Source organism: Luteibacter aegosomatis (assembly GCF_023078455.1).
In the GTDB taxonomy this organism is placed as follows: domain Bacteria; phylum Pseudomonadota; class Gammaproteobacteria; order Xanthomonadales; family Rhodanobacteraceae; genus Luteibacter; species Luteibacter aegosomatis.
Genome location: NZ_CP095740.1, coordinates 3,999,152 through 4,025,317, shown reverse-complemented (window position 1 = coordinate 4,025,317; position 26,166 = coordinate 3,999,152). Strand labels below are relative to the sequence as shown.

Below are 26,166 nucleotides of genomic sequence, written 5' to 3'. Positions count from 1 at the left end.
GGAAGGTCACGGGGGCGCCGTTGTGCGGGAAGCCGCGCCGAGCCTGGCCTTCGGGGGAACCCCTCCGGTCGCAGCGCCCCTCGGCGGGCGAAACGGTCCATCATTCTATCGCGGAATCCGCATGAAGGGATGAACACGCGAAATTAGGTACTCTCGGGATTCCACCCCCAGCGAGAGTCCGATGGAAGCCGCACGCGATCCTGAATTCCTGCCCCACGACGGCCCCCTGCGCGAGGACGTGCGCCGGCTCGGCGCCCTCGTGGGCCAGATGCTCGCCGAACAGGGCGGGCAGGCCTTCTTCGAGCGCGTGGAAAACGTGCGCACCACGGCCATCCAGCGCCGCCGTACCGGGGCCGACGTGGAGGCCCTGGCCGAACACCTCACCGGCCTGGACGCCGCCGATGCGGAGGCCCTGGCCCGGGCCTTCGCCGCCTATTTCCAGGCGGTGAACGTCGCCGAGCGCGTGCACCGCATCCGCCGCCGCCGCGATTACCAGCGCGAGGGCGGGGCGCACCAGCCCGAATCGCTGGCGGCCGTGCTGGCCCTGCTGAAGAAGGAAGGCGTCAGCCGCGAGGAGCTGATCACGCTGCTGGGGCGCCTGGACGTCGAGCCGGTGTTCACCGCGCATCCCACCGAAGCGGTGCGCCGCTCGTTGCTGGAAAAGGAGCAGGAGATCGTCCGTGCGCTCGTGGACGAGTTCGATCCGACGCGCACGCCGCAGGAGCGTCGCGACGACGACGCGCGCATCCTCATGGCGCTGTCGGCCGGCTGGCAGACGGCCGAGGCCTCGCCGGTGCGGCCCAGCGTGTCGGACGAGTTCGATCACGTGGGTTTCTACGTGTCCCGGCCGATCTACCGCGTGCTCCCCGCGCTCTACGAATCGCTGCAGCAGGCCATCGACGAGACCTACGGCGAAGGCGTGACCCCGCCGCGCGTGCTTCGTTTCGCCACGTGGGTGGGCGGCGACATGGACGGCAACCCCAACGTCAACGCGCAGACCATCGCCTCCACGCTCGCCGCGCAGCGCAGCCTCGTGCTGGAACGCTATGTCGAGGACGTGAACGCGCTCGGCCGCCTGCTCAGCCAGACCGACGACCGGGTGAAGCTCGATCCGGCGCTGGGCAAGCGACTCGATGCCTACCGTGCGACGTTCCCCGCGGCGGCCGAACGTATCCGTCCCCGCCACGCCGACATGCCGTATCGGTCGTTCCTGGTCTTCGTCGCCGCGCGACTGGAGGCCACGCTCGACGACGCCGCGAACGGCTATCGCTCCGCGGATGAATTCATCGACGACATCGTGACGGTGGAGAACAGCCTGCTTCACCACGGTGGCCGCCATGCGGGCGCCTACGCGGTCACGCGCCTGCTCTGGCGTGCGCGCACGTTCGGCTTCCACCTCGCAAGGCTCGACGTGCGCCAGGACGCCCGCGTACACGACGACGCGCTGGCGGCGCTGCTGGGCGACGCCGGGTGGGCGGACCGCGACGCGGCGTCGCGGGTGAAGACCTTGCGTCCTTACGCGGCGGGCGAGCGCAGCTTCGTCTCCGGCGCGGACCACGATGCGGCCGGGCTATTGCGCGAGGTGTTCGCCACGCTGGCGGATTCGCGCAAGCGTTACGGCACCGAGGCGACGGGCCTCTACATCATCAGCATGGCCGAGACCGCCGCCGACGTGCTCGCCGTGCTCGCGCTCGCGCGGCGGGGCGGCTTGCTCGAGGACGGGCGCGTGCCGCTCGACGTGGCACCGTTGTTCGAGACCATCGACGACCTCAAGGGTGGCCCGGATACGCTGCGCGAACTGCTCGACGATCCGGTCTACCGCGCGCACCTGAAATCGCGCGGCGACCGGCAATGGATCATGTTGGGCTACTCGGACAGCGGCAAGGACGGCGGCACGGTCGCGTCGAAGTGGAGCCTGCAACGCGCACAGGTCGAACTGCTGGACGTGGCGTCGAAGGCGGGCATCCGCGTGGCGTTCTTCCACGGTCGCGGCGGCTCCGCCAGCCGTGGCGGTTCGCGTATCCTGCCCGCCCTGATGGCATCGCCGCGCGGTTCCGTGGCCGGCGTGCTGCGCGTGACGGAGCAAGGCGAGGTGATCCATCGCAAGTACGGCATCCGGGCGCTCGCGGTGCGCAACCTGGAGCAGACGCTCGGCGCGGTGATGCGTGCCTCGCTGCGCCCGCGCGTGGCCGAGGTGCGCGAGAACGGTTGGAAGGACGTCATGGCGAAGCTGTCCGATGCCAGCCGCAAGGCGTATCGCGAGCTCGTCGATCGCGAGGGCTTCGTCGATTACTTCCGTGGCGCCACGCCCATCGACGTGATCGAGCGCATGACGCTCGGCTCTCGCCCCGCGCGGCGTCGTAGCATGAAGGGCGTGGAAGACCTGCGCGCGATTCCCTGGGTGTTCTCGTGGACGCAATGCCGCGCGGTGCTCACGGGATGGTACGGATTGGGTTCCGCCCTCGACGCGATGGCGAAGGATGGCGCGGAAGCCACGCTCCTGCAGATGGCCAACGACTGGCCTTTCTTCTCCACGATGCTCGACGACGTGGAGATGGTGCTGGCCAAGGCGGACATCGATATCGCCGAGGCGTTCTCGAAGCTGGCCGGACCCTTGCACGAGCGGTTCTTCCCGTTGGTGCGCGAGGAGTTCGAGCGCACGGTGCGCTGGGTGCTGAAGCTGAAAGGGGCAAGCGAGTTGCTGGCGGGCGAACCGCGCCTGGCGACGTCGATCCGCCTGCGCAATCCGTACGTGGATCCGATGAGCCTGCTCCAGGTGGATCTGCTGAAGCGTTGGCGGGCGTCGGGTGGCAAGGACGATGCGTTGCTGGGGGCGTTGGTGGCTTGCGTCAACGGCGTGTCGCAGGGGTTGCAGAATACGGGTTGATCGCGCTCCGTAGGTATCGCGGACAGGGTCCGCTCGCACCCTTTGGCAGCTAGGTTGCTACCGAAGGGGTGGGAGCGGACCCTGTCCGCGATTAAAGCTGGCCCCAAGCCTGCCGACACAGGAAGACCGGGACCGCGTGCCGTGCGGTCCCGCTTCCATCGCAGGTCCTTCTATGAACGAATCCGTCCGTCGCGCCTCCCGGCGCGGCTTGAGCGTGGGTGCCCGGCTGACGCTGCTCGTGGTGGGCATCGTCGCCGTCGGCGTTGCCGTGCTTACCGTGGTGATCACCACCCTCGTCTCGGGCGAGCTCGAGACGCGTGCGCGCGACGACCTTGCCCGCGGCAACCGTTCGATCATCGCCACGGTGAACACCTTCGGCGGCGCCTTGCTCGCCGAGTCCGATCGTTTCCTCGCCATCTTCGAAAGCTATTACCCCCACGGCGTCACCGTGGACGCCAACCGCCGCCTGCCCCTGGCGGGGCGCACGGTGCCCGTGCTGATGCACGATGGCAAGGCGCTCAACGGCGACTTCACCGTGGTGGACGATTTTTCCGCGCGCACCCACGTGATCGCGACGCTGTTCGTGCGCGATGGGCAGGATTTCGTCCGCGTGGCCACCTCGCTGAAGAAAGAGGACGGCACGCGCGCGGTGGGAACGTCGATCGACCATGCGCACCCGGCGTTTCCCCTGTTGCTGTCGGGCAAGGGGTACGGCGGCCCGGCCGTGCTGTTCGGCAAGCCGTTCGTCACCCGCTACGAACCGATCCGCGATGCGTCGGGCACGGTCGTCGGAGTGTTCTTCGTCGGCGTGGAGATCGGCAGCGAGATGGAAGGTTTGCGGCGCGAGATATCGGCGATCCGCATCGGTGCAAGCGGTCATTACGTCGTGGTCGATGCCGCGGCGGGCAAGCGCTACGGATCGTTCGTCGTCGATCCCTCGGGCACGACGGCGGATGGGGCCGCCCTGAAAGTGCTCGATACCGACGGCCGGCCCGTGTTCGGCCGCATGCTGTCGGCGAAGCAGGGCGAGCTTCGCTATCGCGTGGCCGACGGCGAGAAGCTGGCCGTCTTCGCCACCGACCCGGCCTGGAGCTGGCTGGTGGCGGGCGTGGTCGACATGGACGAGCTGTACGGCCCGGTGACCCATTTGCGGACGATCGCGGCTGGCACGGCCGTCGTGCTGGTGGCCGTGCTGTCCCTGTTGCTGGTGATCGTGGTGCGAACGCGCATCACGCGGCCGTTGTCGGCGTCGGTCGAGGCGGCGGAGCGCCTCGCTTCCGGTGACCTCACGACACGCCTGGCCAGTGAGCGCGGCGACGAGATCGGCCAGCTCATGAACGCCATCGACGGCATCGGCAACGGCCTGGGCGATATCGCCCGCTCGGTGCGTCACGCCTCGGCGAGCATGGCGGCCAGCACGGCGGAGATCGCGGCGGGCAATGTGGACCTGTCGCAGCGCACGGAAACGCAGGCCCATGAACTGCAGCTCACGGCGACGAGCCTGGATCTGCTCACCCGCACCGTGCGCGACAACGCCGGAAATGCCGCCCGCGCCAGCACGCTGGCCGAAGGCGCGAGCGTGGCCGTGGTGCAGGAGGCGGGTGCGCTGCGCGAAGCGGTCGAGGCGATGAACGGCATCCAGGCGTCCGCGCAACGCATCGTCGATGTGATCGGCATCATCAACGGCATCGCGTTCCAGACCAACATCCTTGCGTTGAACGCGGCCGTCGAGGCGGCGCGCGCGGGCGAGCAGGGCAAGGGCTTCGCGGTGGTGGCGGAGGAAGTGCGAAACCTCGCACAACGTAGCGCGACGGCGGCACGGGAGATCGAGTCGCTGATCACCGAGTCGGTGCAGCGCGTGGATGCGGGGCATGGCCTGGTCACCGAAGCCGGACGCGCCATGGAGGCGGTGATCGGCCGCATCGGCGACGTGAGCGGACTGATGGGCGAGATCAGCCGGGCGTCGCAGGCGCAGTCGGAGCAGATCGGACGGATCAACCACGCGGTGTCGCGCATGGACGATTCGACGCAACAGAATTCGGCACTGGTGGAGGAGGCGGCCGCGGCGGCGAAGAGCCTGGAGGGGCAGGCGGCGGAGTTGGCGCGGGTGGTGGAGGTTTTTCGGCTTTGAGGGGGGGTATGGCCCCTTCGGACGCCAGGACGCTGGGTTCCTGCCTGCGCAGGAACGAGGTGCTGCAAGATAAAACGTTATATCCCTGGTCCCTCACGTCGTTCCTGCGCAGGCAGGAACCCCGTGCCTTGCGTCCGGTTTTCGCCTCAGCCTTCGAGTTCTTCCCATCGGGCAAAGGCGGTCTCTAGCTCGGCCTGCAGCTTCACCAACTCGTCGTTGGCCTTCGTGATCGCCGCCGCGTCCTGCTGGAAGTACTTCGGATCGTTCATCGCCGCGGTGCGCTTCGCGATCTCGGCTTCGAGCTGTTCCAGTTTCGCGGGCAGGAGTTCCAGCTCACGCTGCTCCTTGAACGAAAGCTTCTTCTTCGGCGCCACCGGCGCGGGCGCCGGGGCGGTGGGCTTCGGCGCGGCGGGCGCGGCCTTGGCCTGGGCGACGGGCTTCTGGCGCAACCAGTCGCTGTACCCGCCCACGTATTCGCCGATGGCACCGTCGCCTTCGAGCACCAGGGTGCTGGTCACCACGTTGTCGATGAAGTCGCGATCGTGCGACACCAGCAACAACGTGCCGGTGTATTCGCCGAGCAGTTCCTCGAGCAGTTCGAGGGTTTCCACGTCGAGGTCGTTGGTGGGTTCGTCCATCACCAGCAGGTTGGACGGCTGCGCGAACAGCTTGGCCAGCAGCAGGCGGTTGCGCTCGCCGCCGGAAAGGCGCGTGATCGGCGCGCGGGCGCGTTCGGGCGAGAACAGGAAATCCTGCAGGTAACCGATGATGTGCTTGCGCTGGCCGTTGAGCTCGATGTACTCGCGGCCCTCGGCCACGTTGTCCAGCGCGTTCATCGAGTCGTCGAGCGCGATGCGGTGCTGGTCGAAATAGGCTACCTGCAGGCCGGTGCCAAGCGTGACCTCGCCTTCCTGCGGTTTGAGCTGGCCGAGCAGGATCTTCAGCAACGTGGACTTGCCGGCGCCGTTCGGGCCCATGATGCCCACGCGGTCGCCGCGCATGATCGTGGTGGTGAAGTCGCGGATCAGCGTGCGGCCGCCGTAGGCCTGGGTGATGTGCTCGGCATCGATCACCTTGCGGCCGGAAGCCTGGGCGTTGGCGAGGTTCATCTTCGCGGTGCCGGCGCCCTCGCGGCGCTCGGAGCGCTCGCGACGCATGGCCTTCAACGCGCGCACGCGGCCCTCGTTGCGCGTGCGGCGGGCCTTGATGCCCTGGCGGATCCACACCTCTTCCTGCGCGAGCTTGCGGTCGAAGTGCGCGTTGGCCTGGGCCTCGGCGTGCAGGCGTTCTTCGCGGCGACGCAGGTAGTTGTCGTAGTCGCCCGGCCAGCTGGTGAGCTGGCCGCGGTCGATCTCCACGATGCGCGTGGCGAGCGAGCGCAGGAAGCTGCGGTCATGGGTGATGAAGACGATCGCGCCGGCGAAGTTCTTGAGGAAGCCTTCGAGCCAGGCGATGGCCTCGATGTCGAGGTGGTTGGTGGGCTCGTCGAGCAGGAGCAGGTTCGGGTCGCGGACCAGCGCCTGGCCCAGCAGCACGCGGCGTTTCATGCCGCCGGAAAGATCGGCGAAATCGGTGTGCGCGGGAAGCTCCAGGCGTTCGATCACCTGCTGCACGCGGGAGTCGAGGTCCCAGGCGTTCTGCGCCTCGATCTTCGACTGCACCTCGCCCAGGCCGTCCATGTCGCCCTCCTCGAGCAGGTGGTGGTAGCGGGCGAGCAGGTGGCCCAGCTCACCCAGGCCGTCGGCCACCACGTCGAACACGCTGCCGGCGGTGTCCTGCGGCACTTCCTGGGTGAGGCGGGCGATGCGGGTGCCCCCTTGCAGGCGGATCTCGCCATCGTCGGGGTGCAGTTCGCCGGCGATGAGCTTGAGCAGGGTGGATTTGCCCGCGCCGTTGCGGCCGACGACGCAGACGCGTTCGCCGGCGTCGAGGGAAAGGCCGACCTGTTCGAGCAGGAGCGGGCCGCCGACGCTGTAGTCGACGTTGAGGAGTTGGATGAGGGACATCCGGCCATTCTAACCGGTGAGCTTCGGCTCCGTAGGCATCGCGGACAGGGGCCGCTCCCACCCTTGGCTGGCGAGTTTCCTGCCGGACCGCGATTACACGGTATCGATGCGGTACCGGGTGTGCTGCCGCCAGGTTTGCCCAGGGCGCAGGATGGCTCCTTCCGCCTCCGCCGTATTCACCTGGTTCGGAAACGCCTGCGCCTCCAGCGCGAACCCGGCGAAGGGGCCGTAGGTGTCGTTGCGCCGCGTCGGCTGTCCGGTGAGCTTCTGCCCGCTGTAGAACTGCAGCCCGGGCCGGTCGGTCTCCAGGGTGAGGCGGCGCCCGCTCCACGGCTCGGTCACCACGACGACGGGCCCCGACGACCCGTTCACCACGTAGCAGTGGTCGAAACCGCCCACCAGCCGCAATTGCGGATCGGGCCAGTGCAGTCGCGAGCCGATCGGCGCCGCCTCGCGGAAATCGAACGCCGTGCCGGCCACGGACTGACGGCCGATGGGGATGGCTCCGGCCTCGATGGCGAGGAAGTCGTCGGCGGCGATGCGGATCACGTGGTCGCGGATGTCCGGCCGCCGCTCGTTGAGATTGAAGTAGGGGTGCGCGGTGAGGCTGAGCGGCGTCGGCGCGTCGGTGGTGGCGACGTAGTGCAGGTCGAGCGTGCCGTCGTCTTCCAGGCGCATGCGCAGGTCGACGCGCACCTCGCCCGGAAAACCACCGTCGCCCTCGGGGGATACCAGCCTCAAGGCGAGGCCGTCGCCGTCCGGTTCCACGTCCCAGCGTTGCAGGTGGAAACCGTGCACGCCGCCGTGCAGGTGGTTGCCGTGGTCGTTGCGGTCGACCTTGTAATCCACCCCGTCGAGGGTGAATCGGCCGCCGCGGATGCGGTTGGCCCAGCGACCCACGATGGCGCCCATGTACGCGTCGGACGCGATGTATTGCGAGGCGTCGGCGTGGCCGAGCAGCACCTCGCCCACCCGGCCCTGGCGATCGGGCGCCTGCCAGGAGAGCAGCGTGCCGCCGAGGTCGGTGACGTCCACCTGTGAGCCGGTGGCGTTGCGGAGGGTCCAGCGATGCAGGGTGCGGCCGTCGGGCAACTGGCCCCAGGCGGTGGCTGAGGAAACGGGCATGGGATCAGGGCGGACTCAGGTAGCGGCCGTCGGGGTGCGATGGAGGTCGAGGTACTGGCGTGGGGTGCAGTCGTACTCGCGACGAAACACCGCATACATGTATTGCAGCGAGGTGAAACCGCAGCGCACGGCGATCTCGGCGAGTGGGGCTTCCGAGCCGGCGATGAGCTGGCAGGCGGTGTCGAGCTTGTGCTGCAGGATGGCCTGGTGCACGGTCTGCTTCAGTTCGCGCTTGAAGTGTTCCTCGAGCACGGTGCGCGACACGCCCACGTAGTCGGCCACCTGCTCGGTCTTGATGCCGAGGCAGCCGTACTGGCGGATGTAGTGGCTGGCGCGCATCACGTGCGGGCTGCGCAGCGGCTGGTATTTGCTGGATGCCTGCACGCTGATGCCCACCGGCGGCACTAGCACGCGGGCGGTGGAACAATCCACGCCGCGCAGCATCTGGTGCAGCAGGTGCGCGGCCGTGCGGCCCATCTCCTCGGCGCCCTGGATCACCGAGGTGAGCGGAATGCGCGTGAGCAGCTGCGCCATCGGATCGTTGTCGATACCGACGATGGCCACCTGGCCTGGCACCGCGATGCCGCCGATCACGCAGGCCTGGAGCAACTGCCGGGCGCGGGCATCGGTGGCGGCGATGATGCCGATGGGCTTGGGCAACGCGGTGAGCCAGGCCACCAGTTCTTCCACCGCCGTGCCCCAGCCGCCGGCGGTGGTCGACTGGCCCTCGTAGACGATGCCTTCGACCGATTCCTCTTCCACGATGGCCGCGAACGCGCGTTCGCGCTCCTGCGCCCACCGGCTTCCCGGGTTCTGCGGAATGCCGTAGAAGGCGAACCGGCCGAGCCCCTGCTCGATCAGGTGGTCGTAGGCCAGGCGCACCAGCCGGGCGTTGTCGGTGGCGATGTAGGGCACGCCGACCGGGTAATCGGCCGGATCCTGGTATGAACCGCCGACCGCCACCACGGGGATGTGCAGGTCGCGAAGCGTCGCCTCGGCCTCGGGATCGTCGAAATCGGCGATGACGCCGTCGCCCTGGAACTGATGGATGTCCCGCATGCGGCTGCGGAAATCCTCTTCCATGAAGAGGTCCCACTCGACGCGGGTGCTGTTGAGGTAGTGTCCGATGCCGGCGATGACCTGGCGGTCGTACACCTTGTTGGCGTTGAACAGCAGTGCGATGCGATGCGGTGACATGGCCTGGGAAAGTAGCAGGATTACGGCGTCGGGGACATGACGCAGCGCGGCAATGAAAAAGCCTGCCGCGCCGTCGGAAATCGCAATTGCGCGAAAACGGCGCGCTGGCCGAGCATCGAAGGAATCCCTTACTCCCCATTGGTTCGTCAAGGAATCGTTATGTCGTATTTCTCGAGCATCCCGAAGATCGCCTATGAAGGCCCCGGCTCGGACAACCCGCTGGCCTTCCGCCACTACGACGCCGGGCGCGTGGTGCTGGGCAAGACCATGGCCGAGCACCTGCGCCTGGCCACCTGCTACTGGCACACCTTCGTCTGGCCGGGCTCGGACGTGTTCGGCGCGGGCACCTTCGAGCGGCCCTGGCAGCAGCCCGGCGAGCCGATGGCGAAGGCCCGCGAGAAGGCCGATGCGGCCTTCGATTTCTTCTCGCGCCTGGGCACGCCGTTCTACACCTTCCACGACACCGACGTGGCGCCCGAGGGCAACGGCCTGGCCGAGTACCGCAACCACTTCGCCGCCATGGTCGACGTGCTGGAGAAGAAGCAGGCCGAGACCGGCATGAAGCTCCTGTGGGGCACCGCCAACCTGTTCAGCCATCCGCGTTATGCCGCCGGTGCCGCCACCAATCCGCAGCCGGAGGTGTTCGCCTACGCGGCCACGCAGGTGCGCCACGCGATGGAGGCCACGCATCGGCTGGGCGGCGCCAACTACGTGCTGTGGGGCGGCCGCGAGGGCTACGACACGCTGCTGAACACCGACCTCAAGCGCGAGCGCGCGCAGATGGGCCGGTTCTTCCAGATGGTGGTCGAGCACAAGCACAAGTTGGGCTTCAAGGGCACGATCCTCATCGAGCCCAAGCCGCAGGAGCCCACCAAGCACCAGTACGACTACGACACCGCCACGGTGTACAGCTTCCTCAAGGAGTTCGGTCTCGAGAACGAGGTGAAGACCAACCTCGAGGCGAACCATGCCACGCTGGCCGGGCACTCGTTCCACCACGAGGTGGCCACGTCGATCGCGCTGGGCGTGTTCGGTTCCATCGACGCCAATCGCGGCGATCCGCAGAACGGCTGGGATACCGACCAGTTCCCCAACAGCGTCGAGGAAATGACCCTCGTCGTCTACGAGATCCTGCGTGCGGGCGGTTTCACCACCGGCGGCTTCAACTTCGATACGAAGGTGCGCCGCCAGAGCCACGCGCCGGAAGATCTCTTCTACGGCCACATCGGTGCCATCGACACCCTGGCGCTGGGTTTGGAGCGCGCGGCGAAGATGATCGAGAAGGACACGCTGGCCGAACTGAAGGCGAAGCGGTACGCGGGCTGGAAGGGCGACTTCGGCTCGACCATCCTCAAGGGCGGCTTCACGCTCGCCTCGCTGGCCGACGAGGCCGTCGCGCGCGACCTGCACCCGACGCACGTATCGGGCCACCAGGAGTTGCTCGAAAACATCGTCAACCGCTATATCTACGGGTGATATGAAACACGACATGGACGCTTCGGCTCGTTTGTACCTCGGCATAGACCTCGGCACCTCGTCGGTGAAAGCCGTGCTGCTCGACGGCGGCGGCGCGGTGCGCGCCACCGCATCCAGCCCGCTGTCGGTGTCCCATCCGCGGCCACGGTGGTCCGAGCAGGACCCGCACGCATGGTGGTCCGCCACGGAGGCGGCGGTTATGGAAGTCCTCAAGGAGGTGGATACGCGTCGCGTCGCCGCCATCGGACTTTCCGGCCAGATGCACGGGGCCACCTTGCTCGACGCCGCCGACCGCGTCCTGCGTCCCGCCATCCTGTGGAACGACGGCCGTTCCGACCTCGAGTGCGAAGCGCTCGAGCGCGTGCCGGGCTTTCGCGACGTCACCGGCAACCTCGCCATGCCGGGCTTCACGGCGCCCAAGCTCGCGTGGGTGCGCAAGCACGAACCGGAGGTGTTCGCGAAGGTGGCGAAGGTGCTGCTGCCGAAGGATTACCTTCGCCTGCGGCTCACCGGCGATTACATGACCGACGCGTCCGACGCGGCGGGCACGCTATGGCTCGACGTGCGCAAGCGGGCATGGAGCGACGCGATGCTCGAGGCGACCGGCCTCGATCGTTCGCACATGCCGCTGGTGTTCGAGGGCAGCCACCCCGCCGGACGCCTGCGCAAGGAACTCGCCGACCGCTGGGGCATGGACACCGTGCCCGTCGCCGCCGGCGGTGGCGACAATGCCGCCGGCGCGGTCGGCGTGGGAATCGTGCGACACGGGCAGGCCATGCTTTCGCTGGGCACGTCGGGCGTGTACTTCGCCGTGTCCGACGGCTTTCGTGCCAGCCCCGAAACGGCGGTGCACAGTTTCTGCCATGCGCTGCCCGATACCTGGCACCTGATGTCGGTGATGCTCAACGCGGCGAGCTGCCTGGACTTCACCGCGCGCCTCACCGGTTTCCGGGACGTTCCCGCGTTGCTGGCGGAAGCCGAGGCGAAGGGCCTGCACGAAAACGGCCCGTTGTTCCTGCCTTACCTCACCGGCGAACGCACGCCGCACAACGATGCGCACGCGCGCGGCTCGTTCACGAACCTCGGCCCCGACACCGATCGGTCCGACCTGGCCAACGCCACGCTCGAAGGCGTGGGCCTGGGTCTGCTCGACGGACTGCTGGCCGTGGAAGGCACCGGCCTGGTCGCCGACGAGATCACGGTGATCGGCGGCGGCTCGCGCAGCGCCTATTGGACGCAGATGCTCGCCGACATCCTCGGCAAGCGCCTGGTGCTGCGCAGCGGCGGCGAAGTGGGCCCGGCTCTCGGCGCCGCGCGGTTGGCCCGCCTGGCCGTGGAACCGGACGCGTCGCTCGAGGAAGTGTGCCCCATGCCCCCGGTGACCGCCGTGCGCGAGCCCGATGCAGCGCGTCATGCTTATTTCCTGCAAACGCGCCACCCTCTGTTCCGCCTCAGTTACGAGCGGATGAAACCGTTGTATTCCCACGCCGCCCAGCGCGACGATTCCCGCCCTTCCTGAACGGGCGACCCCTTACGCATGGAGAAGAGCATGAAACCCAAGGCCCTACCAACGTTGCTGGCCGTATCGATGGCCGCGGCCGGCGTGTTCGCCGCACCGCAGGCGCATGCGAGCAAGGATAAACCGGTGATCGGCTTCTCCATCGACGACCTGCGCGTGGAGCGATGGACGCGCGATCGCGATTACTTCAAGGCGGCGGCCGAGGCGAAGGGGGCCACCGTTTCCGTGCAGTCGGCCGACGCCAACGAGCAGAAGCAGATCCAGCAGATCGAGAACCTGATCTCGCGCAAGGTCGACGTCATCGTGATCGTGCCGTTCAACGCCAAGACGCTCACCACCGTGGTGGCCGAGGCGAAGAAGGCCGGCATCAAGGTGATTTCGTACGATCGCCTCATCCTCAACGCCGACGTCGACGCCTACATCTCGTTCGACAACGAGAAGGTCGGCGAGATGCAGGCCAAGGGCGTGGTCGACGCCACGGGCGGCAAGGGCAATTACTTCCTGCTCGGCGGCGCGCCCACCGACAACAACGCGAAGATCCTGCGCCAGGGCCAGATGACGGTGCTCGATCCCCTCGTCAAGAGCGGGGCCGTCAAGATCGTCGGCCAGCAGTGGACCAACGAATGGCTCGCCTCGAACGCGCAGTCGATCATCGAGAACGCGCTCACCGCCAACAAGAACAACATCCAGGGCATCGTCGCGTCCAACGACGGCACCGCCGGCGGCGCCGTCGCGGCGTTGCAGGGCCAGAAGCTCGCCGGCAAGGTGGCCGTGTCGGGGCAGGATGCCGACCTCGCCGCCGTCAAGCGCATCAAGGCGGGTACGCAGACCATGACGGTCTACAAGCCGATCAAGACCATCGCCACCGACGCGGCCAATCTCGCCGTGCAGTTCGCCAAGGGCGAGGCGCCGAAGTTCACCTCGAAGATGAACAACGGCAAGAAGGACGTCGACACCATCCTGCTCACGCCCACGCTGCTGACCAAGGCCAACGTGGACGTCGTGGTGAAGGACGGCTTCTACACCCAGGCACAGGTCGGCAACTGACCGCTGTACGATCCGGCGGCGCCCGTTCGGGCGCCGCCATGCATAAGGAACGACCGTGAGCGACTACCTCTTCGAGATGCGCGACATCGTCAAGGAGTTTTCCGGCGTGCGCGCGCTCAACGGCATCAGCCTCGCGGTGCGGCCCGGCGAATGCGTGGGCCTGTGCGGCGAGAACGGTGCCGGCAAGTCCACCCTGATGAAGGTGCTGTCGGGCGTGTATCCCCATGGCACGTGGGAAGGCGAGATCCTCTTCGACGGCAAGCCGCTGAAGGCGGCTTCGGTGCGCGACAGCGAGGCCGCGGGCATCGTCATCATCCACCAGGAACTGATGCTGGTGCCGCAGCTTTCCGTGGCCGAGAACATCTTCCTCGGCAACGAGAGCACGAAGTTCGGCGGCGTGATGGACTACGACGCCATGTACGCCAAGGCCGATGCCTTGCTCGCGCGGCTGAAGCTGAAGGACGTGAACGTGGCCGCGCCGGTGATGAACTACGGCGGCGGTTACCAGCAGCTGTTCGAGATCGCCAAGGCGCTGGCGAAGAACGCGCGCCTGTTGATCCTCGACGAGCCATCGTCGTCGCTGACCTCGGCGGAAACCGACATCCTGCTGTCGATCATCGAAGACCTGAAGCGCGAAGGCGTGGCCTGCGTGTACATCTCGCACAAGCTCGACGAGGTGGCGCGCGTGTGCGACACGGTCACCGTGATCCGCGACGGCAAGCACATCGTCACCAAGCCGATGAGCGAGATGACCACGCATTCGATCATCACGGCGATGGTCGGCCGCGAGATCGAGAACCTGTTCCCGCGAGTCGAGCACGCCATCGGCGAGGTGGTCTTCGAGGCGCGGCACGTCACCTGCTGGGACGTGACCAACCCGCAACGCAAGCGCGTCGACGACATCTCGTTCAAGCTGCACCGGGGCGAAATCCTCGGCATCGCCGGTCTCGTCGGCGCGGGCCGCACGGAGCTGGTATCCGCCATCTTCGGCGCGTACCCGGGCCGCTACGAGGCCGAGCTGTACCTGGAAGGCAAGCCGATCAAGGTGAAGAACCCCGAGCAGGCGATCAAGGCCGGGCTTTCGCTCGTTCCGGAGGATCGCAAGCGCCAGGGCATCGTCCCGCTCATGGGCGTGGGCGACAACATCACCTTGGCCGTGCTCTCGCACTATGCGCATGCGGGCACCATCGACCGGCAGGCCGAGCTGCAGACGGTGGATGCCGAGATCAAGCGCCTGCGGGTGAAGACGGCGAGCCCGGAGTTGGCCATCGTGGGGCTGTCCGGCGGCAACCAGCAGAAGGCGGTACTCACCAAGATGCTGCTACCCGACCCGAAGGTGCTCATCCTCGACGAGCCGACGCGCGGCGTCGACGTGGGATCCAAGTACGACATCTATACGTTGATGTTCGAACTGGTGGCTCGCGGCGTCGCCATCGTCATGGTGTCGTCGGAGATGCCCGAAGTGCTGGGCGTGAGCGACCGCGTGCTCGTCGTGGGCGAGGGCAAGCTGCGCGGCGACTTCAAGAACGTCGGCCTCACCCAGGAGCAGGTGCTCGCCGCGGCCATTTCGCATGCGGCCGAAGGACCGGCGCACGCCGCCTGACAACCCATTCCACGCGTCATCAGGAAGATTTCCTCCATGCAGTCGCAGAAAATCCAGCAGTTGTTCGTTCGCTACAAGATCCTCGCCCTGTTGATCGCCGTCGCGCTGATCTGGGTGTTCTTCCACGTCAAGACCGAGCAGGCCTTCATCACGCCGGGCAACCTGTCGAACCTGTTCCGGCAGATGGCCATCACCGGCATGCTCGCCTGCGGCATGGTCTTCATCATCATCGCCGGCGAGATCGACCTGTCGATCGGCTCGCAGCTGGGCCTGCTCGGCGGGGTGGTGGCCATCCTCACCGTGAACATGGGCTGGGGCACCTGGCCGTCGATCGGCGCGGTGCTGCTGCTGGGCCTGCTGATCGGTGCGTTCAACGGCTTCGTGGTGACGAAGATGCGGGTGCCGTCGTTCATCGTCGGCCTCGGCGGCATGCTCGCCTTCCGCGGCATCGTGCTTTACGTGACGGGCAGCTCCACCATCGCGCCGGCGCCGGACGACCTCATCGCGCTCGGCCAGGGCTTCGTGCCTCCCGTGCTGTCGCGCTGGATCGGCGCGGTGATCTTCCTCGCGCTGATCGGACTCACGGTGCGCCGCCGCATGCGCCGTTCGAAGCTGGGGCTGCACCAGGCCGCGGTGTGGATCGACGTGGTCCGCCTGGTCGCCATCGGCGCGGTGATGGCGGGCTTCATCCGCATGCTCAACGACGCCAACGGCATTCCCATCCCGGTGATGATCCTGCTGGCGCTGCTGGCCGTGTTCACCTACATCTCGACGCAGACCGTGTTCGGTCGCCACGTGTACGCCGTGGGCGGAAACATGGAAGCCACTCGCCTGTCGGGCGTGAACGTGGCGCGGGTAAAGCTGGTGGTGTTCGCGCTGATGGGTTTGATGTGCGCCTTCGCGGGCATCATCACGGTGGCACGTACCGGTTCGGGGTCACCCTCGGCGGGCACGGGCGGCGAGCTGGATGCGATCTCCGCGTGCTTCATCGGCGGCACGTCGATGCGCGGCGGTTCGGGCACGGTCTACGGTGCGCTGATCGGCGCGCTGGTGATGGCGAGCCTGGACAGCGGCATGCAGCTGATGGACGTCGACAACTCGTGGCAGATGATCATCAAGGGCGTGATCCTGGTGCTGGCCGTGTGGGTGGACGTGCTGTCGGGTTCCAACCGCAACGGTTAATGCCGCTTCGTCGGCTTTTCGCCGATACGATCGGCTCCCACCCCTTCGGTAGGCAGGATGTCGCAACCTGCCTACCGAAGGGGTGGGAGCCGATCGTATCGGCGAATGCAGATCGCCTCAGCGCGTCGGCAACGCCTTCGCCATCTCCAGGTGATGCTTCAACGTCGGCAGGGTCTTCTTCGCGAACGCCTTCATCTCCGGGTTCGATCCCTTCTCGATTTCCACCTCGAACGACGCCACCGCCTCCTCGTGATCGGCGATCATCTGCTTGCGGTAGGCCGCGTCGAACTCGGCGCCCTTCATGCGCGACATCGCATCCAGCGCCTTCTGCGCGTCGGGCAGCGGCTTGTCCACGAGCGAATAACCCTTGTCGCCGGACTTCAGCGAGCGCAGTTCGTCGTTGGCCTTGCCGTGGTCCTCGATCATGGTCTGCGCGAAATCCTTCACCTTGCCGGACGACGACTGCTTCGTCGCCAGCTCGCTGAATGCGACTTCGGCCAGGCCGGACGCGCCGGCGTTCTTGAAGAAGCCCGCGTCGGTGGGCGTGCCGCCCTGGGTGTCCTTTTCCTGCGCGATGACGGCCAGCGGCAGCGAGGCGGCGAGGAAGGCGATGGCGAGCAGGCGGGGGGCGGGAATGGGCATGGTGGCGTCTCCTGGGGTTGCTTCACCGCAAGATGTCGCATCCCGCCCATGAAGCCACCGTGAGACCCACGAAAAACGGGCGCCCGAAGGCGCCCGTCGAGGTGTCGCTGACGATCGTGCCGCTTACTTGCGGGCGACCTTGCCACCCAGGCCCGCGGCGTCGCGCAGGAGGTCGGCCTTGTCGGTCTTTTCCCACGAGAACGCGGTGTAGGTGCTGCCGTCGGCGCCCTTCACTTCGTACGGCTTGCGGCCGAAGTGACCGTAGGACGCGGTCGGCTGGTAGATCGGGTGCACCAGGTCGAGCATCTTGATGATGCCGTACGGGCGCAGGTCGAAGTGCTTGCGCACCAGCTTCTCGATCTTGTCGTCGGAGATCTTGCCGGTGCCGAAGGTGGTCACCGAGATCGAGGTGGGCTCGGCCACGCCGATGGCGTAGCTGACCTGGATTTCGCAACGGTCGGCGAGGCCGGCCGCGACGATGTTCTTGGCGACGTAGCGCGCGGCGTAGGCGGCCGAACGGTCGACCTTCGACGGATCCTTGCCCGAGAACGCGCCGCCGCCGTGACGGGCCCAGCCGCCGTAGGTGTCGACGATGATCTTGCGGCCGGTGAGGCCGCAGTCGCCCACCGGGCCGCCGATGACGAACTTGCCGGTCGGGTTGATGTGGAACTTGGTGTCCTTGTGCAGGAGCTTCGCCGGCAGCACGGGCTTGAGGATCAGCTCGCGCACGCCTTCGACGAGGTCCTTCTGCTTCACGCCCGGATCGTGCTGGGTGGAAAGCACCACGGCGTCGATGGCGATGGCTTCGCCGGCTTCGTTGTAGCGCAGGGTGACCTGGCTCTTGGCGTCCGGACGCAGCCAGGGCAGCGGCGAGTTCTTCTTCTTGCGGACCTTGGCCTGCTGCTCCACGAGACGGTGGCTCAGGTGGATGGCGGCCGGCATGTATTCGCTGGTTTCGTTGGTGGCGTAGCCGAACATCAGGCCCTGGTCGCCCGCGCCCTGTTCTTCCGGCTTCTTGCGGTCCACGCCCTGGTTGATGTCGGGCGACTGCTTGCCGATGAGATTGAGCACGCCGCAGGTCTCGCCGTCGAAGCCGACTTCCGACGAGTCGTAGCCGATGTCGAGGATCACCTTGCGGGTGAGGGCTTCGAGGTCGATCCAGGCGCTGGTGGTGATCTCGCCGGCGACGATGGCGACACCCGTCTTCACGAGCGTCTCGCAGGCCACCCGGGCGCGCGGATCCTGGGCCAGGATGGCGTCGAGAACGGCGTCGGAGATCTGGTCGGCGATCTTGTCCGGATGGCCTTCGGAGACCGACTCGGAGGTGAAGAGGTAGTTGCTCATCGCGGGGATATATCCTTCTTTACGGATAAAGAGATAAAAGGGGCGCGCCATGATACACGCCCCCGCGCCGGTTTGCAGCGGCAAGGGTAAACCCCGGGGGTGACGATTGCATGGTGGTTAAGGCGCCGGGGGCCGCTGGCCCCGTTCGCCGATACGATCGGCTCCCACCCCTGCGGTAGCAGTCTTCCTACCGAAGGGGTGGGAGCCGATCGTATCGGCGAATCCCGCGAAGCGAGACCTAGACGGCGGCGGCGATCCTGGTTCGGGCCGCCTTCGCCACCGCCACCATCCCCGCCAGCGCCTCGGCCACTTCCGCCCATCCCCGGGTCTTCAGCCCGCAATCCGGGTTGATCCAGAGCTGGTCCGGCCGGAGCACCCGCAGCGCCCGGTCCACCAGGTCGGCCATCTCGGCCTGGGCCGGCACCCGGGGCGAGTGGATGTCGTACACGCCCGGCCCGATGCCGTTCGGGTAGCGGAACCGCGTGAAGGCGTCGAGCAGTTCCATGCGCGAACGGCTGGTCTCGATGGAGATCACGTCGGCGTCCATCGCGGCCACGGCCTCGATGATGTCGTTGAACTCCGAGTAGCACATGTGGGTGTGCACCTGGGTGGCGTCGCTGACCCCGCCGGCGGTGATGCGGAACGCCTCCACCGCCCAGTCGAGATAGGCGGCCCAGTCGGCCCGGCGCAGCGGCAGGCCTTCGCGCAAGGCGGGTTCGTCGATCTGCACGATGCCGATGCCGGCCTTCTCCAGGTCATGCACTTCGTCGCGTAGGGCCAGGGCGATCTGTCGGCAGACCTCGCCGCGCGGCAGGTCGTCGCGCACGAACGACCATTGCAGCATCGTCACCGGGCCGGTGAGCATGCCCTTCATCGGCTTGTCGGTGAGCGATTGGGCGAAGGCCGACCAGGCCACCGTCATCGGCGCGGGGCGGGCCACGTCGCCGTAGATGATGGGGGGCTTCACGCAGCGAGAGCCGTAGCTCTGCACCCAACCGAGGGCGGTGAAGGCGTAGCCGTCGAGTTGTTCGCCGAAATACTCCACCATGTCGTTGCGCTCGGGCTCGCCATGCACCAGCACGTCGAGGCCGGCCTCTTCCTGGAAGCGCACGGCGCGGCGGATCTCGTCGCGCAGGATCGTGGCGTAGGCCCCGTCGTCGAGCTTGCCCGCGCGATGCGCGGCGCGGGCATGGCGCAGTTCGAGGGTTTGCGGGAACGAGCCGATGGTGGTGGTGGGCAGGTCGGGCAGGCCGAAACGCTCGCGCTGCACGGCGGCGCGGAAGGCGAAGGCGGAACGGCGCCGGCCGAACTGGGGCGTGAGGCCGCGCACGCGGGCGCGCACGTCGGGGCGGACCACGGCCGGCGACGCCAGCCGTTCGGCGACGACGGCGTGTTGCCGTGCGAGCACCTGCCTGGCCGCGTCGTCGCCGTCGGCGGCATCGGCATAGCGGCGCAGCTCGCCGATCTTCTGGCGCGCGAAGGACAGCCAACGGACCAGTTCGCCGGGCAGGCGGGTTTCCTCCGAGGCGTCGATCGGCACGTGCAGCAGCGAGCACGAGGTGGATAACCAGAGGCGGTCACCGGGAACGCGCGAGCGCAGCGTTTCGAGCCGGGGAAGGATGAGGGCCGGATCGCTCAGCCACACGTTGCGGCCGTCGACGATGCCCGCCGAGAGCACGCGTCCCGGCGGTAGCGCGTCGAGCACGGCATCCAGCTGCTCCGGCGCCCGCGCGAGGTCCACGTGCAGGCCCGCGACGGGAAGCGAGGCGGCGAGTTCGAGGTTCGCTCCCAGGGCGCCGAAATACGTGGCGAGCAGGATGCGCGTGCGGCCATGCGCGGCGATGGCCGCATGGGCGCGTCGCAGCGCGTCGCGGGTGGCGTCGTCGAGGTCGAGCACGAGCACCGGTTCGTCCACCTGCACCCAGTCGGCACCGGCATCGGCCAGCGCGTCGAGCACGCCGAGCCAGGCGGGCAGGAGGGCGTCGAGCAGGTCGAGCGGATCGCTGCCGTCGGTCGTCTTCGACAGGCGCAGGAAGCTGACCGGACCCAGCAGCACGGGGCGTGCGACGTGACCCGCCGCGGTGGCTTCGACGTATTCGTCCACGGCTTTTCGCGGGCGGGCCGCGAAGGTCTGTCCCGAGACGAGTTCCGGCACGATGTAGTGGTAGTTCGTGTCGAACCACTTGGTCATTTCCAGCGCGTGCAGGTCCACCTCGCCGTCCTGGCGGCCGCGGGCCATGGCGAAGTAGCCGGCCAGCGGATCACGCTCGTGCAGCGCCCGGTAGCGTGCCGGGATGGCGTCGACCGCCACGGCGGCATCGAGCACGTGGTCGTACAGCGAGAAGTCGTTGACCGGCACGCTGTCGGCGCCCGCGTCGCGGGCGAGCTTCCAGTGACGATGACGCAGTCGCGAGGTGACCTCGAGCAGGTCGGCGGCGGTGGTGTCTCCCTTCCAGTGGCTTTCCAGCGCGCGCTTCAATTCGCGTCGTCGGCCGATACGGGGGAATCCAGGGTAGGTCACGTGTGGCATGGCTATGCATTCCTCTTCATGGCAAAGAGGAGGGAAGGGCGGCTCGCCACGCGGCGCCGGGGCGTCGTGGGATGGGCCGTCGACCTTCGCCCCCGCGGGCGAACCGGTGCCGCCCTTGGGGAAGGGCGGACCCAGGTCGGGCGGAGAGACGCGTCTCTCCGGCCTGCGGCAGGTCTTCGGGCTCGTGGATGTGGCATCGCCGATGCCGCCTCGTCCGTCGCTTCCCAGGGCGGGGGCCCCAGTGCCGTGACGGCGTCGTCTCCACATACCGCTGCGGGGCAGCGCCGGATTCGCACCGGCTTCCCTCTTAGCTTTATCTTCGTATTCGAATACAAAGATAAAGACCGCTGGCGCCGCGAAAATTAGCCGTCCGGACGGCCGAAGTCAAATGCGTCACCATGGGCGGATGAAGCCACGGCACATCGTGTTCGCCACGGTCGGATCGCAGGGCGATCTGTTTCCCTTTCTCGCCGTGGGCCGCGAGCTGGCCTCGCGCGGCCACCGCGTGACGGTGGGCGCCCACGCCATGCACCGTGCCGCGGTGGCCGAGGCCGACCTGGGGTTCGTGACGGCGAGCGGCATCGCCGAACCCGACGACAAGGCCGCCTTCGCGGCGAAGGCCTTCCATCCGCTGCGCGGGCCGCGCTTCGTGGTGCGAGACCTGGCCGCGGCCGACGTAGCGGCGAGTTACGCGGCCCTCGCGCCGGCGTGCGCGGAGGCCGATGCCATCGTCACCACGACGCTCGCCTTCGCGGGGCAGATCCTCGGCGAGACCTCGCGCGGCACGTGGTTGTCGGCCGTGTTGTCGCCGACGGTCTTCCTGTCCGCCGACGATCCACCCGCGACGGGCGTGGCCTGGCTCGACCGCTACCTGCGGGGTTCACCCCGGCGTGGCGCGTGGTTGCGGCGCGCGGCGGAGGCGGTGACGTCGACGTGGACGGCGCCGGTACGGAACTTCCGGCGTTCGCTGGGCCTGGCGCCCGTGTCGGCCTGGGGCGATCCGTTCCATCGCGGGCAGCACGCGCGCGATGGCGTGTTGGCGATGTATTCGCCGTTGCTGGGGGCCCTGCCTGCCGACGCTCCAGGGCGTACGACGCTGACGGGCTGGTGCCGGTATGCACCGGGCGACGGCCTGCTCGACGCGGAGCTGCGTGCGTTTCTCGACGCGGGCTCGCCGCCGGTGGTGTTCACCCTGGGCTCGGCGGCGGTGCATGCGGGTGAGGCGTTCCTGCGCGAGAGCATGGAAGCGGCACGCATGCTCGATCGGCGTGCGGTGTTGCTCACGGGGTCACCGGTGCTGCGCGAGCGCCTGGGCGCATGGCACGAGAGCGTATTTGCCGTGGACTACGCACCCCACGGTGCCTTGTTCGAGCGCGCCGCCGCGATCGTGCATCACGGCGGCATCGGTACGACGCATGAGGCATTGCGGGCGGGGCGGCCTTCGCTCGTGGTGCCTCACGGGTTCGACCAGCCGGACAATGCAGCGCGCATCGCGCGCTTGGGCGTGGGAGCGGTGTTGCCCGCGTGGAGGTATCGGGCGGATCGGGCCGCGGTCATGCTTCGTGGCCTTCTTGGCGAAGCATTGACTCGCGACCGGGCGATGCGTGCATCCAACCGTCTGCGCGTCGAGGACGGGACACGGAATACGGCTGATGCCATCGAAGGGGCGATGCATCGTGGTGGTCGGGCTCCGTAGGATTCGCCGATGCGATCGGCTCCCACCCCTTCGGTAGCAAGGCGGCGACCGAAGGGGTAGGAGCCGATCGCATCGGCGAACCGTCGGAGCGAGGCCTACTGGAATCCCTCGACCGGATGCGGCGCGTAAGCGCCTTCCAGCATCGCGACCTCTTCCCCGGAAAGCGTCAGCTCGATCGCCGCCACCGCGTCGTCCAGGTGCTGCGGCTTCGATGCCCCCACGATCGGCGCGGTAACGCCACGACGTTGCGCCACCCACGCCAGCGCCACCTGCGCGCGCGGCACGCCGCGTTCTTCGGCGACCTTTTTCACCGCCCCGACGATGGCGCGGTCGGAGGTTTCCGTGCTCTTGTAGAGCGTGCCGCCGAACACGTCGTTGTCCTGACGGAAGCTGGTTTCGTCCCAGTCGCGCGTGAGGCGGCCGCGGGCGAGCGGGCTCCACGGAATCACCGCGATGCCCTGGTCGACGCAGAACGGGATCATCTCGCGCTCTTCCTCGCGCTGGAGGAGGTTGTAGTGGTCCTGCATGCTCACGAATTCCGTCCACCCGTGCAGGCGCGAGGTGTAGACCATCTTCGCGAACTGCCATGCGTGCATCGACGATGCGCCGATGTAGCGCGCCTTCCCCGACTTGACCACGTCGTGCAGCGCCTCGAGGGTTTCCTCGACGGGCGTGGTCGGGTCGAAGCGATGGATCTGAAGAAGGTCGACGTAGTCCGTGCCCAGACGCGACAGCGAATCGTCCACCGAGTGGAAGATCGCCTTGCGCGAGAGGCCTCCGAGGTTCGGCCCCTTGCCCCACCGGTAGAACGTCTTCGTCGCGATCACCACCTCGTCGCGACGCGCGAAATCCTTCAGCGCGCGTCCGACGATTTCTTCCGAGGTGCCGTCGGAATAGGCATTGGCGGTGTCGAAAAAGTTGATGCCCAGGTCGAGCGCCTTGCGGATGAACGGTCGGCTCTGCTCTTCGTCGAGGGTCCATGCATGGTTGCCGCGGTCGGGAATGCCGTAGGTCATGCAGCCGAGCACGAGCGGTGACACCTCGAGGCCTGTCTTGCCGAACTTGACGTATCGCATGGGGATAGCTCCGTGGGGAGAAAAGACGATCTACACGGCACCTATACCTGCCGTGGTTATCTTTATCAGCTTAGCGCGACCCGGCGCGACGTGCTGCGAGTCGCACGTTCTTTCGGAGAAGCGCCATGTCGACGATCATTTCATCACCTCGCCCGCCACGCATCAGTGGCGCGGCGATCGCCATCCTCGGGTTCCTGCTCGCCGCGGGCGGCGTCTGGCTGGTCGCCCTGGGCGGCTCGTTCTATTACCTCATCGCCGGTGCGGCGGTACTCGCCACCGGCGTGCTTTTGTGGCGTGGATCGTCGGGGGCGCTCTGGTTGTACGCGTTGACCCTGCTCGCGACCGTCGTGTGGGCCGTCGGCGAAGTGGGCCTCGACGGGTGGTCGCTCGAACCGCGCCTGTTCGTGCCGATGTTGCTGGGCATCTACCTGCTGATGCCCTGGGTCCGCCGCAGGCTGACGCCGAGGCGCGGAGGCACCGTCGCCGTGATCGTCGCCGTGCTGGCGTGCATCGCCGTCGGCACGGCGGGGTTCATGCAGCCGGTGGGTACGCGCGGCGAAGCGGTGGCACGCAACCTTCCCGATGGCGCGGATACCTCCGTGCCCGATGGCGACTGGCAGTTCTACGGCCGCACGGCGAAAGGCGACCGGTTCTCGCCGCTGGACCAGATCAACGCGGGTAACGTGAAGAACCTCAAGCTCGCCTGGACGGCGCGCACCGGCGACACGATCCGCCCGGGCGAAGACAAGGGCGGCACCGACGCGGGCCATGAGTTCAACTTCGAGAACACGCCGATCAAGGTGGGCGACACGCTCTACGTCTGCACGGGCCACAGCTGGGTGGTGGCGTTCGACGCGGCGACCGGGCAGAAGAAGTGGAGCTTCGATCCCAAGGCGAACACGGACGCCGACGTCTACCTCGCCTGCCGCGGCGTCGCCTATTACGAAGCGCCGGCGGGCACGACCACCGACTGTCCGCGCCGCATCCTGGCCCCGGTGCTCGATGCGCGACTGATGGCGTTGAACGCGGATACCGGCAAGCCGTGCGAAGACTTCGGCGAGCACGGCTTCGTCTCGCTGACGCAGTATCTCGGCCACGTGCCGGCCGGTTTCCATTTCGTGACCTCGCCGCCGCTGGTGTTGAAGGATCGCGCGATCCTCGGCGGCTGGGTGTACGACAACCAGGCCGAGAACGAACCGTCCGGCGCGGTGCGCGCGTTCGACCCGCTCACCGGCAAGCTCGTCTGGGCCTGGGACGTCGGCCACGATCCGCAGAACTGGCAGCCTGGCCCGAACGACCAACTCACCCGCGGCACGCCGAACGCGTGGGGCGTGTACACGGCCGATCCGGACCTGGGCATGGTCTACCTGCCCATGGGCAACGCCACCCCCGATTACTTCGGCGGGCATCGCCGTCCGTTCGACGAGAAGTACTCCAGTTCCACGGTGGCGCTGGACATCGAGACGGGCGAGCCGAAGTGGGTGTTCCAGAACACGCACCACGACCTGTGGGACATGGACGTGCCGACCGGCCCGTCGCTGGTGGACCTGCCCGGCGCCGGCGGCACGATTCCCGCCCTGGTGCAGACCACCAAGCGCGGCGAGTTCTTCGTGCTCGACCGCCGCACCGGCCAGCCGGTGACGGCCGTGACCGAAAAGCCGGTGCCGCAAGGTGCGGTGCCCGGCGACCACACCTCGCCGACACAGCCGTATTCGACCGGCATGCCGTCGCTCACGCCCGAGGACCTCAGCGAGCGCAAGCTGTGGGGTGCCACGCCGTTCGACCAGCTCATGTGCCGCATCCAGTTCCGCAAGGCGGTCTACAAGGGCCAGTTCACGCCGCCGCAGTTGAGCGACACCATCGTGTACCCCGCGTTCGACGGCGTGATCGACTGGCACGGCGCATCGATCGATCCGTTCAACAAGCTGGTGATCGCCAACGCGAACTACATCCCCTTCATGATCAGCCTCGCGCCACGTGGGCCCGCCGAAGCGAAGGGACTGGTCAAGCCGTGGGACGGCACGGGCAACGAGCCGCCGGTGGGCGGTGGACTGGCCCCGCAATACGGCACCCCGTACGTCGGCAAGGTGCATCCGTGGCTCAATCCCATCGGCGTGCCGTGCAATCCGCCGCCGTGGGGCACGCTGGCCGCCATCGACCTGGTCACGCACAAGCTCGTGTGGGAACGTCCGATCGGCACCACGCGCGATACCGGACCGTTCGGCACGCACGTCAACGCGCCGTTGCCGACGGGCATCTTCAACATCGGCGGCAACATGACCACGCGCGGTGGGCTGGTCTTCATCGGCGCCACGGCGGACGACTACCTGCGCGCGATCGACGAACGCACGGGCCAGGAGCTGTGGAAGGCTCGCCTGCCGGCGGGCGGGCAGGCCAATCCGATGTCGTATTCGGTCAACGGCAAGCAGTACGTGGTGATCGCGGCTGGTGGGCACAGCGGCTTGGGGACGCGGTCGGGGGATTACGTGATGGCGTATGCGTTGCCCTGACGGTAGCGCTTCGCAGGATTCGCGGACACGGTCCGCTCCCACCCCTCCGGTAGCCAGGTCGCCGAAACCCGGCGACCTGGCTACCGGAGGGGTGGGAGCCGATCGTATCGGCAAAGGGTCATCGGCCCTCATCCCTTGAAACCCGGTATTGCGTCCTTACATAGCGAACCAGCGGTTGCCGCCAGCGAAGCGCCG

At 67.7% G+C, this 26,166-nt stretch carries 16 protein-coding genes and 2 riboswitches; of the genes, 9 read left to right on the top strand and 7 right to left on the bottom strand.

All coding sequences use genetic code 11. From position 1 onward, the window contains the following. Nucleotides 1-5: 5 nt before the first annotated feature. Nucleotides 6-88, bottom strand: a riboswitch (S-adenosyl-L-homocysteine riboswitch). Between the two features lie 93 nt (nucleotides 89-181). Next, nucleotides 182-2,887: a phosphoenolpyruvate carboxylase gene (gene ppc, locus L2Y94_RS18080; protein ID WP_247370654.1), complete on the top strand. Its 2,706-nt coding sequence runs from the start codon at nucleotides 182-184 to the stop codon at nucleotides 2,885-2,887. A 172-nt stretch (nucleotides 2,888-3,059) separates the two neighbouring features. Further along, nucleotides 3,060-5,018, top strand: a complete 1,959-nt coding sequence (locus tag L2Y94_RS18075; RefSeq protein WP_247370651.1) for a methyl-accepting chemotaxis protein — start codon at nucleotides 3,060-3,062, stop codon at nucleotides 5,016-5,018. Nucleotides 5,019-5,164: 146 nt separating this feature from the next. Here L2Y94_RS18075 and L2Y94_RS18070 read toward each other — a convergent pair whose 3' ends face one another. The 3 genes from L2Y94_RS18070 to L2Y94_RS18060 form a co-directional block, all read right to left on the bottom strand. Continuing rightward, nucleotides 5,165-7,024, bottom strand: a complete 1,860-nt coding sequence (locus L2Y94_RS18070) for an ATP-binding cassette domain-containing protein (protein ID WP_247370649.1) — start codon at nucleotides 7,022-7,024, stop codon at nucleotides 5,165-5,167. A gap of 93 nt (nucleotides 7,025-7,117) precedes the next feature. Further along, on the bottom strand, nucleotides 7,118-8,149 hold the full coding sequence (locus L2Y94_RS18065; RefSeq protein ID WP_247370636.1) for an aldose epimerase family protein: 1,032 nt from the start codon (nucleotides 8,147-8,149) through the stop codon (nucleotides 7,118-7,120). A gap of 15 nt (nucleotides 8,150-8,164) precedes the next feature. After that, nucleotides 8,165-9,346: a XylR family transcriptional regulator gene (locus tag L2Y94_RS18060; RefSeq protein ID WP_247370622.1), complete on the bottom strand. Its 1,182-nt coding sequence runs from the start codon at nucleotides 9,344-9,346 to the stop codon at nucleotides 8,165-8,167. 159 nt (nucleotides 9,347-9,505) lie between these two features. On the opposite strand from L2Y94_RS18060, the gene xylA reads away from it, so the two are divergent. From xylA to L2Y94_RS18035, 5 genes are read left to right on the top strand one after another with little or no spacing between them, the layout of a single operon-like run. Further along, nucleotides 9,506-10,822, top strand: a complete 1,317-nt coding sequence (gene xylA / locus L2Y94_RS18055) for a xylose isomerase (RefSeq protein ID WP_247370619.1) — start codon at nucleotides 9,506-9,508, stop codon at nucleotides 10,820-10,822. Between the two features lie 13 nt (nucleotides 10,823-10,835). Beyond that, nucleotides 10,836-12,341, top strand: coding sequence for a xylulokinase (xylB, locus tag L2Y94_RS18050; RefSeq protein WP_345780002.1), 1,506 nt, complete (start codon nucleotides 10,836-10,838; stop codon nucleotides 12,339-12,341). Nucleotides 12,342-12,371: 30 nt separating this feature from the next. After that, entirely contained in the window at nucleotides 12,372-13,388 is a 1,017-nt protein-coding gene (xylF, locus tag L2Y94_RS18045) for a D-xylose ABC transporter substrate-binding protein (protein ID WP_205118268.1), read from the top strand. A 55-nt stretch (nucleotides 13,389-13,443) separates the two neighbouring features. Next, nucleotides 13,444-14,991 (top strand): xylose ABC transporter ATP-binding protein, encoded by a 1,548-nt coding sequence (locus tag L2Y94_RS18040; protein WP_247370617.1) that lies wholly within the window; start codon nucleotides 13,444-13,446, stop codon nucleotides 14,989-14,991. 36 nt (nucleotides 14,992-15,027) lie between these two features. Beyond that, complete coding sequence (locus L2Y94_RS18035; protein WP_247370615.1) at nucleotides 15,028-16,173, top strand: sugar ABC transporter permease; 1,146 nt, start codon at nucleotides 15,028-15,030, stop codon at nucleotides 16,171-16,173. A gap of 117 nt (nucleotides 16,174-16,290) precedes the next feature. Here L2Y94_RS18035 and L2Y94_RS18030 read toward each other — a convergent pair whose 3' ends face one another. The 3 genes from L2Y94_RS18030 to metE all read right to left on the bottom strand — a co-directional run bounded on the left by L2Y94_RS18030 (nucleotide 16,291) and on the right by metE (nucleotide 20,689). After that, a complete protein-coding gene (locus L2Y94_RS18030) occupies nucleotides 16,291-16,815 on the bottom strand; it encodes a DUF4142 domain-containing protein (RefSeq protein ID WP_247370612.1) in 525 nt (174 codons plus the stop codon). Nucleotides 16,816-16,938: 123 nt separating this feature from the next. After that, nucleotides 16,939-18,159, bottom strand: a complete 1,221-nt coding sequence (gene metK, locus L2Y94_RS18025; RefSeq protein WP_247370608.1) for a methionine adenosyltransferase — start codon at nucleotides 18,157-18,159, stop codon at nucleotides 16,939-16,941. A gap of 238 nt (nucleotides 18,160-18,397) precedes the next feature. Further along, on the bottom strand, nucleotides 18,398-20,689 hold the full coding sequence (gene metE, locus L2Y94_RS18020; protein WP_247370584.1) for a 5-methyltetrahydropteroyltriglutamate--homocysteine S-methyltransferase: 2,292 nt from the start codon (nucleotides 20,687-20,689) through the stop codon (nucleotides 18,398-18,400). A 150-nt stretch (nucleotides 20,690-20,839) separates the two neighbouring features. After that, nucleotides 20,840-21,053, bottom strand: a riboswitch (cobalamin riboswitch). 42 nt (nucleotides 21,054-21,095) lie between these two features. Between metE and L2Y94_RS18015 the strand changes: the two genes are divergently transcribed. Then, entirely contained in the window at nucleotides 21,096-22,385 is a 1,290-nt protein-coding gene (locus tag L2Y94_RS18015) for a glycosyltransferase (protein ID WP_247370581.1), read from the top strand. A 95-nt stretch (nucleotides 22,386-22,480) separates the two neighbouring features. On the opposite strand, the gene L2Y94_RS18010 is transcribed toward L2Y94_RS18015, so the two are convergent. Next, complete coding sequence (locus L2Y94_RS18010; protein ID WP_247370579.1) at nucleotides 22,481-23,461, bottom strand: aldo/keto reductase; 981 nt, start codon at nucleotides 23,459-23,461, stop codon at nucleotides 22,481-22,483. Nucleotides 23,462-23,586: 125 nt separating this feature from the next. Between L2Y94_RS18010 and L2Y94_RS18005 the strand changes: the two genes are divergently transcribed. Continuing rightward, complete coding sequence (locus L2Y94_RS18005) at nucleotides 23,587-25,971, top strand: membrane-bound PQQ-dependent dehydrogenase, glucose/quinate/shikimate family (protein ID WP_247370576.1); 2,385 nt, start codon at nucleotides 23,587-23,589, stop codon at nucleotides 25,969-25,971. Nucleotides 25,972-26,166 lie beyond the last annotated feature (195 nt).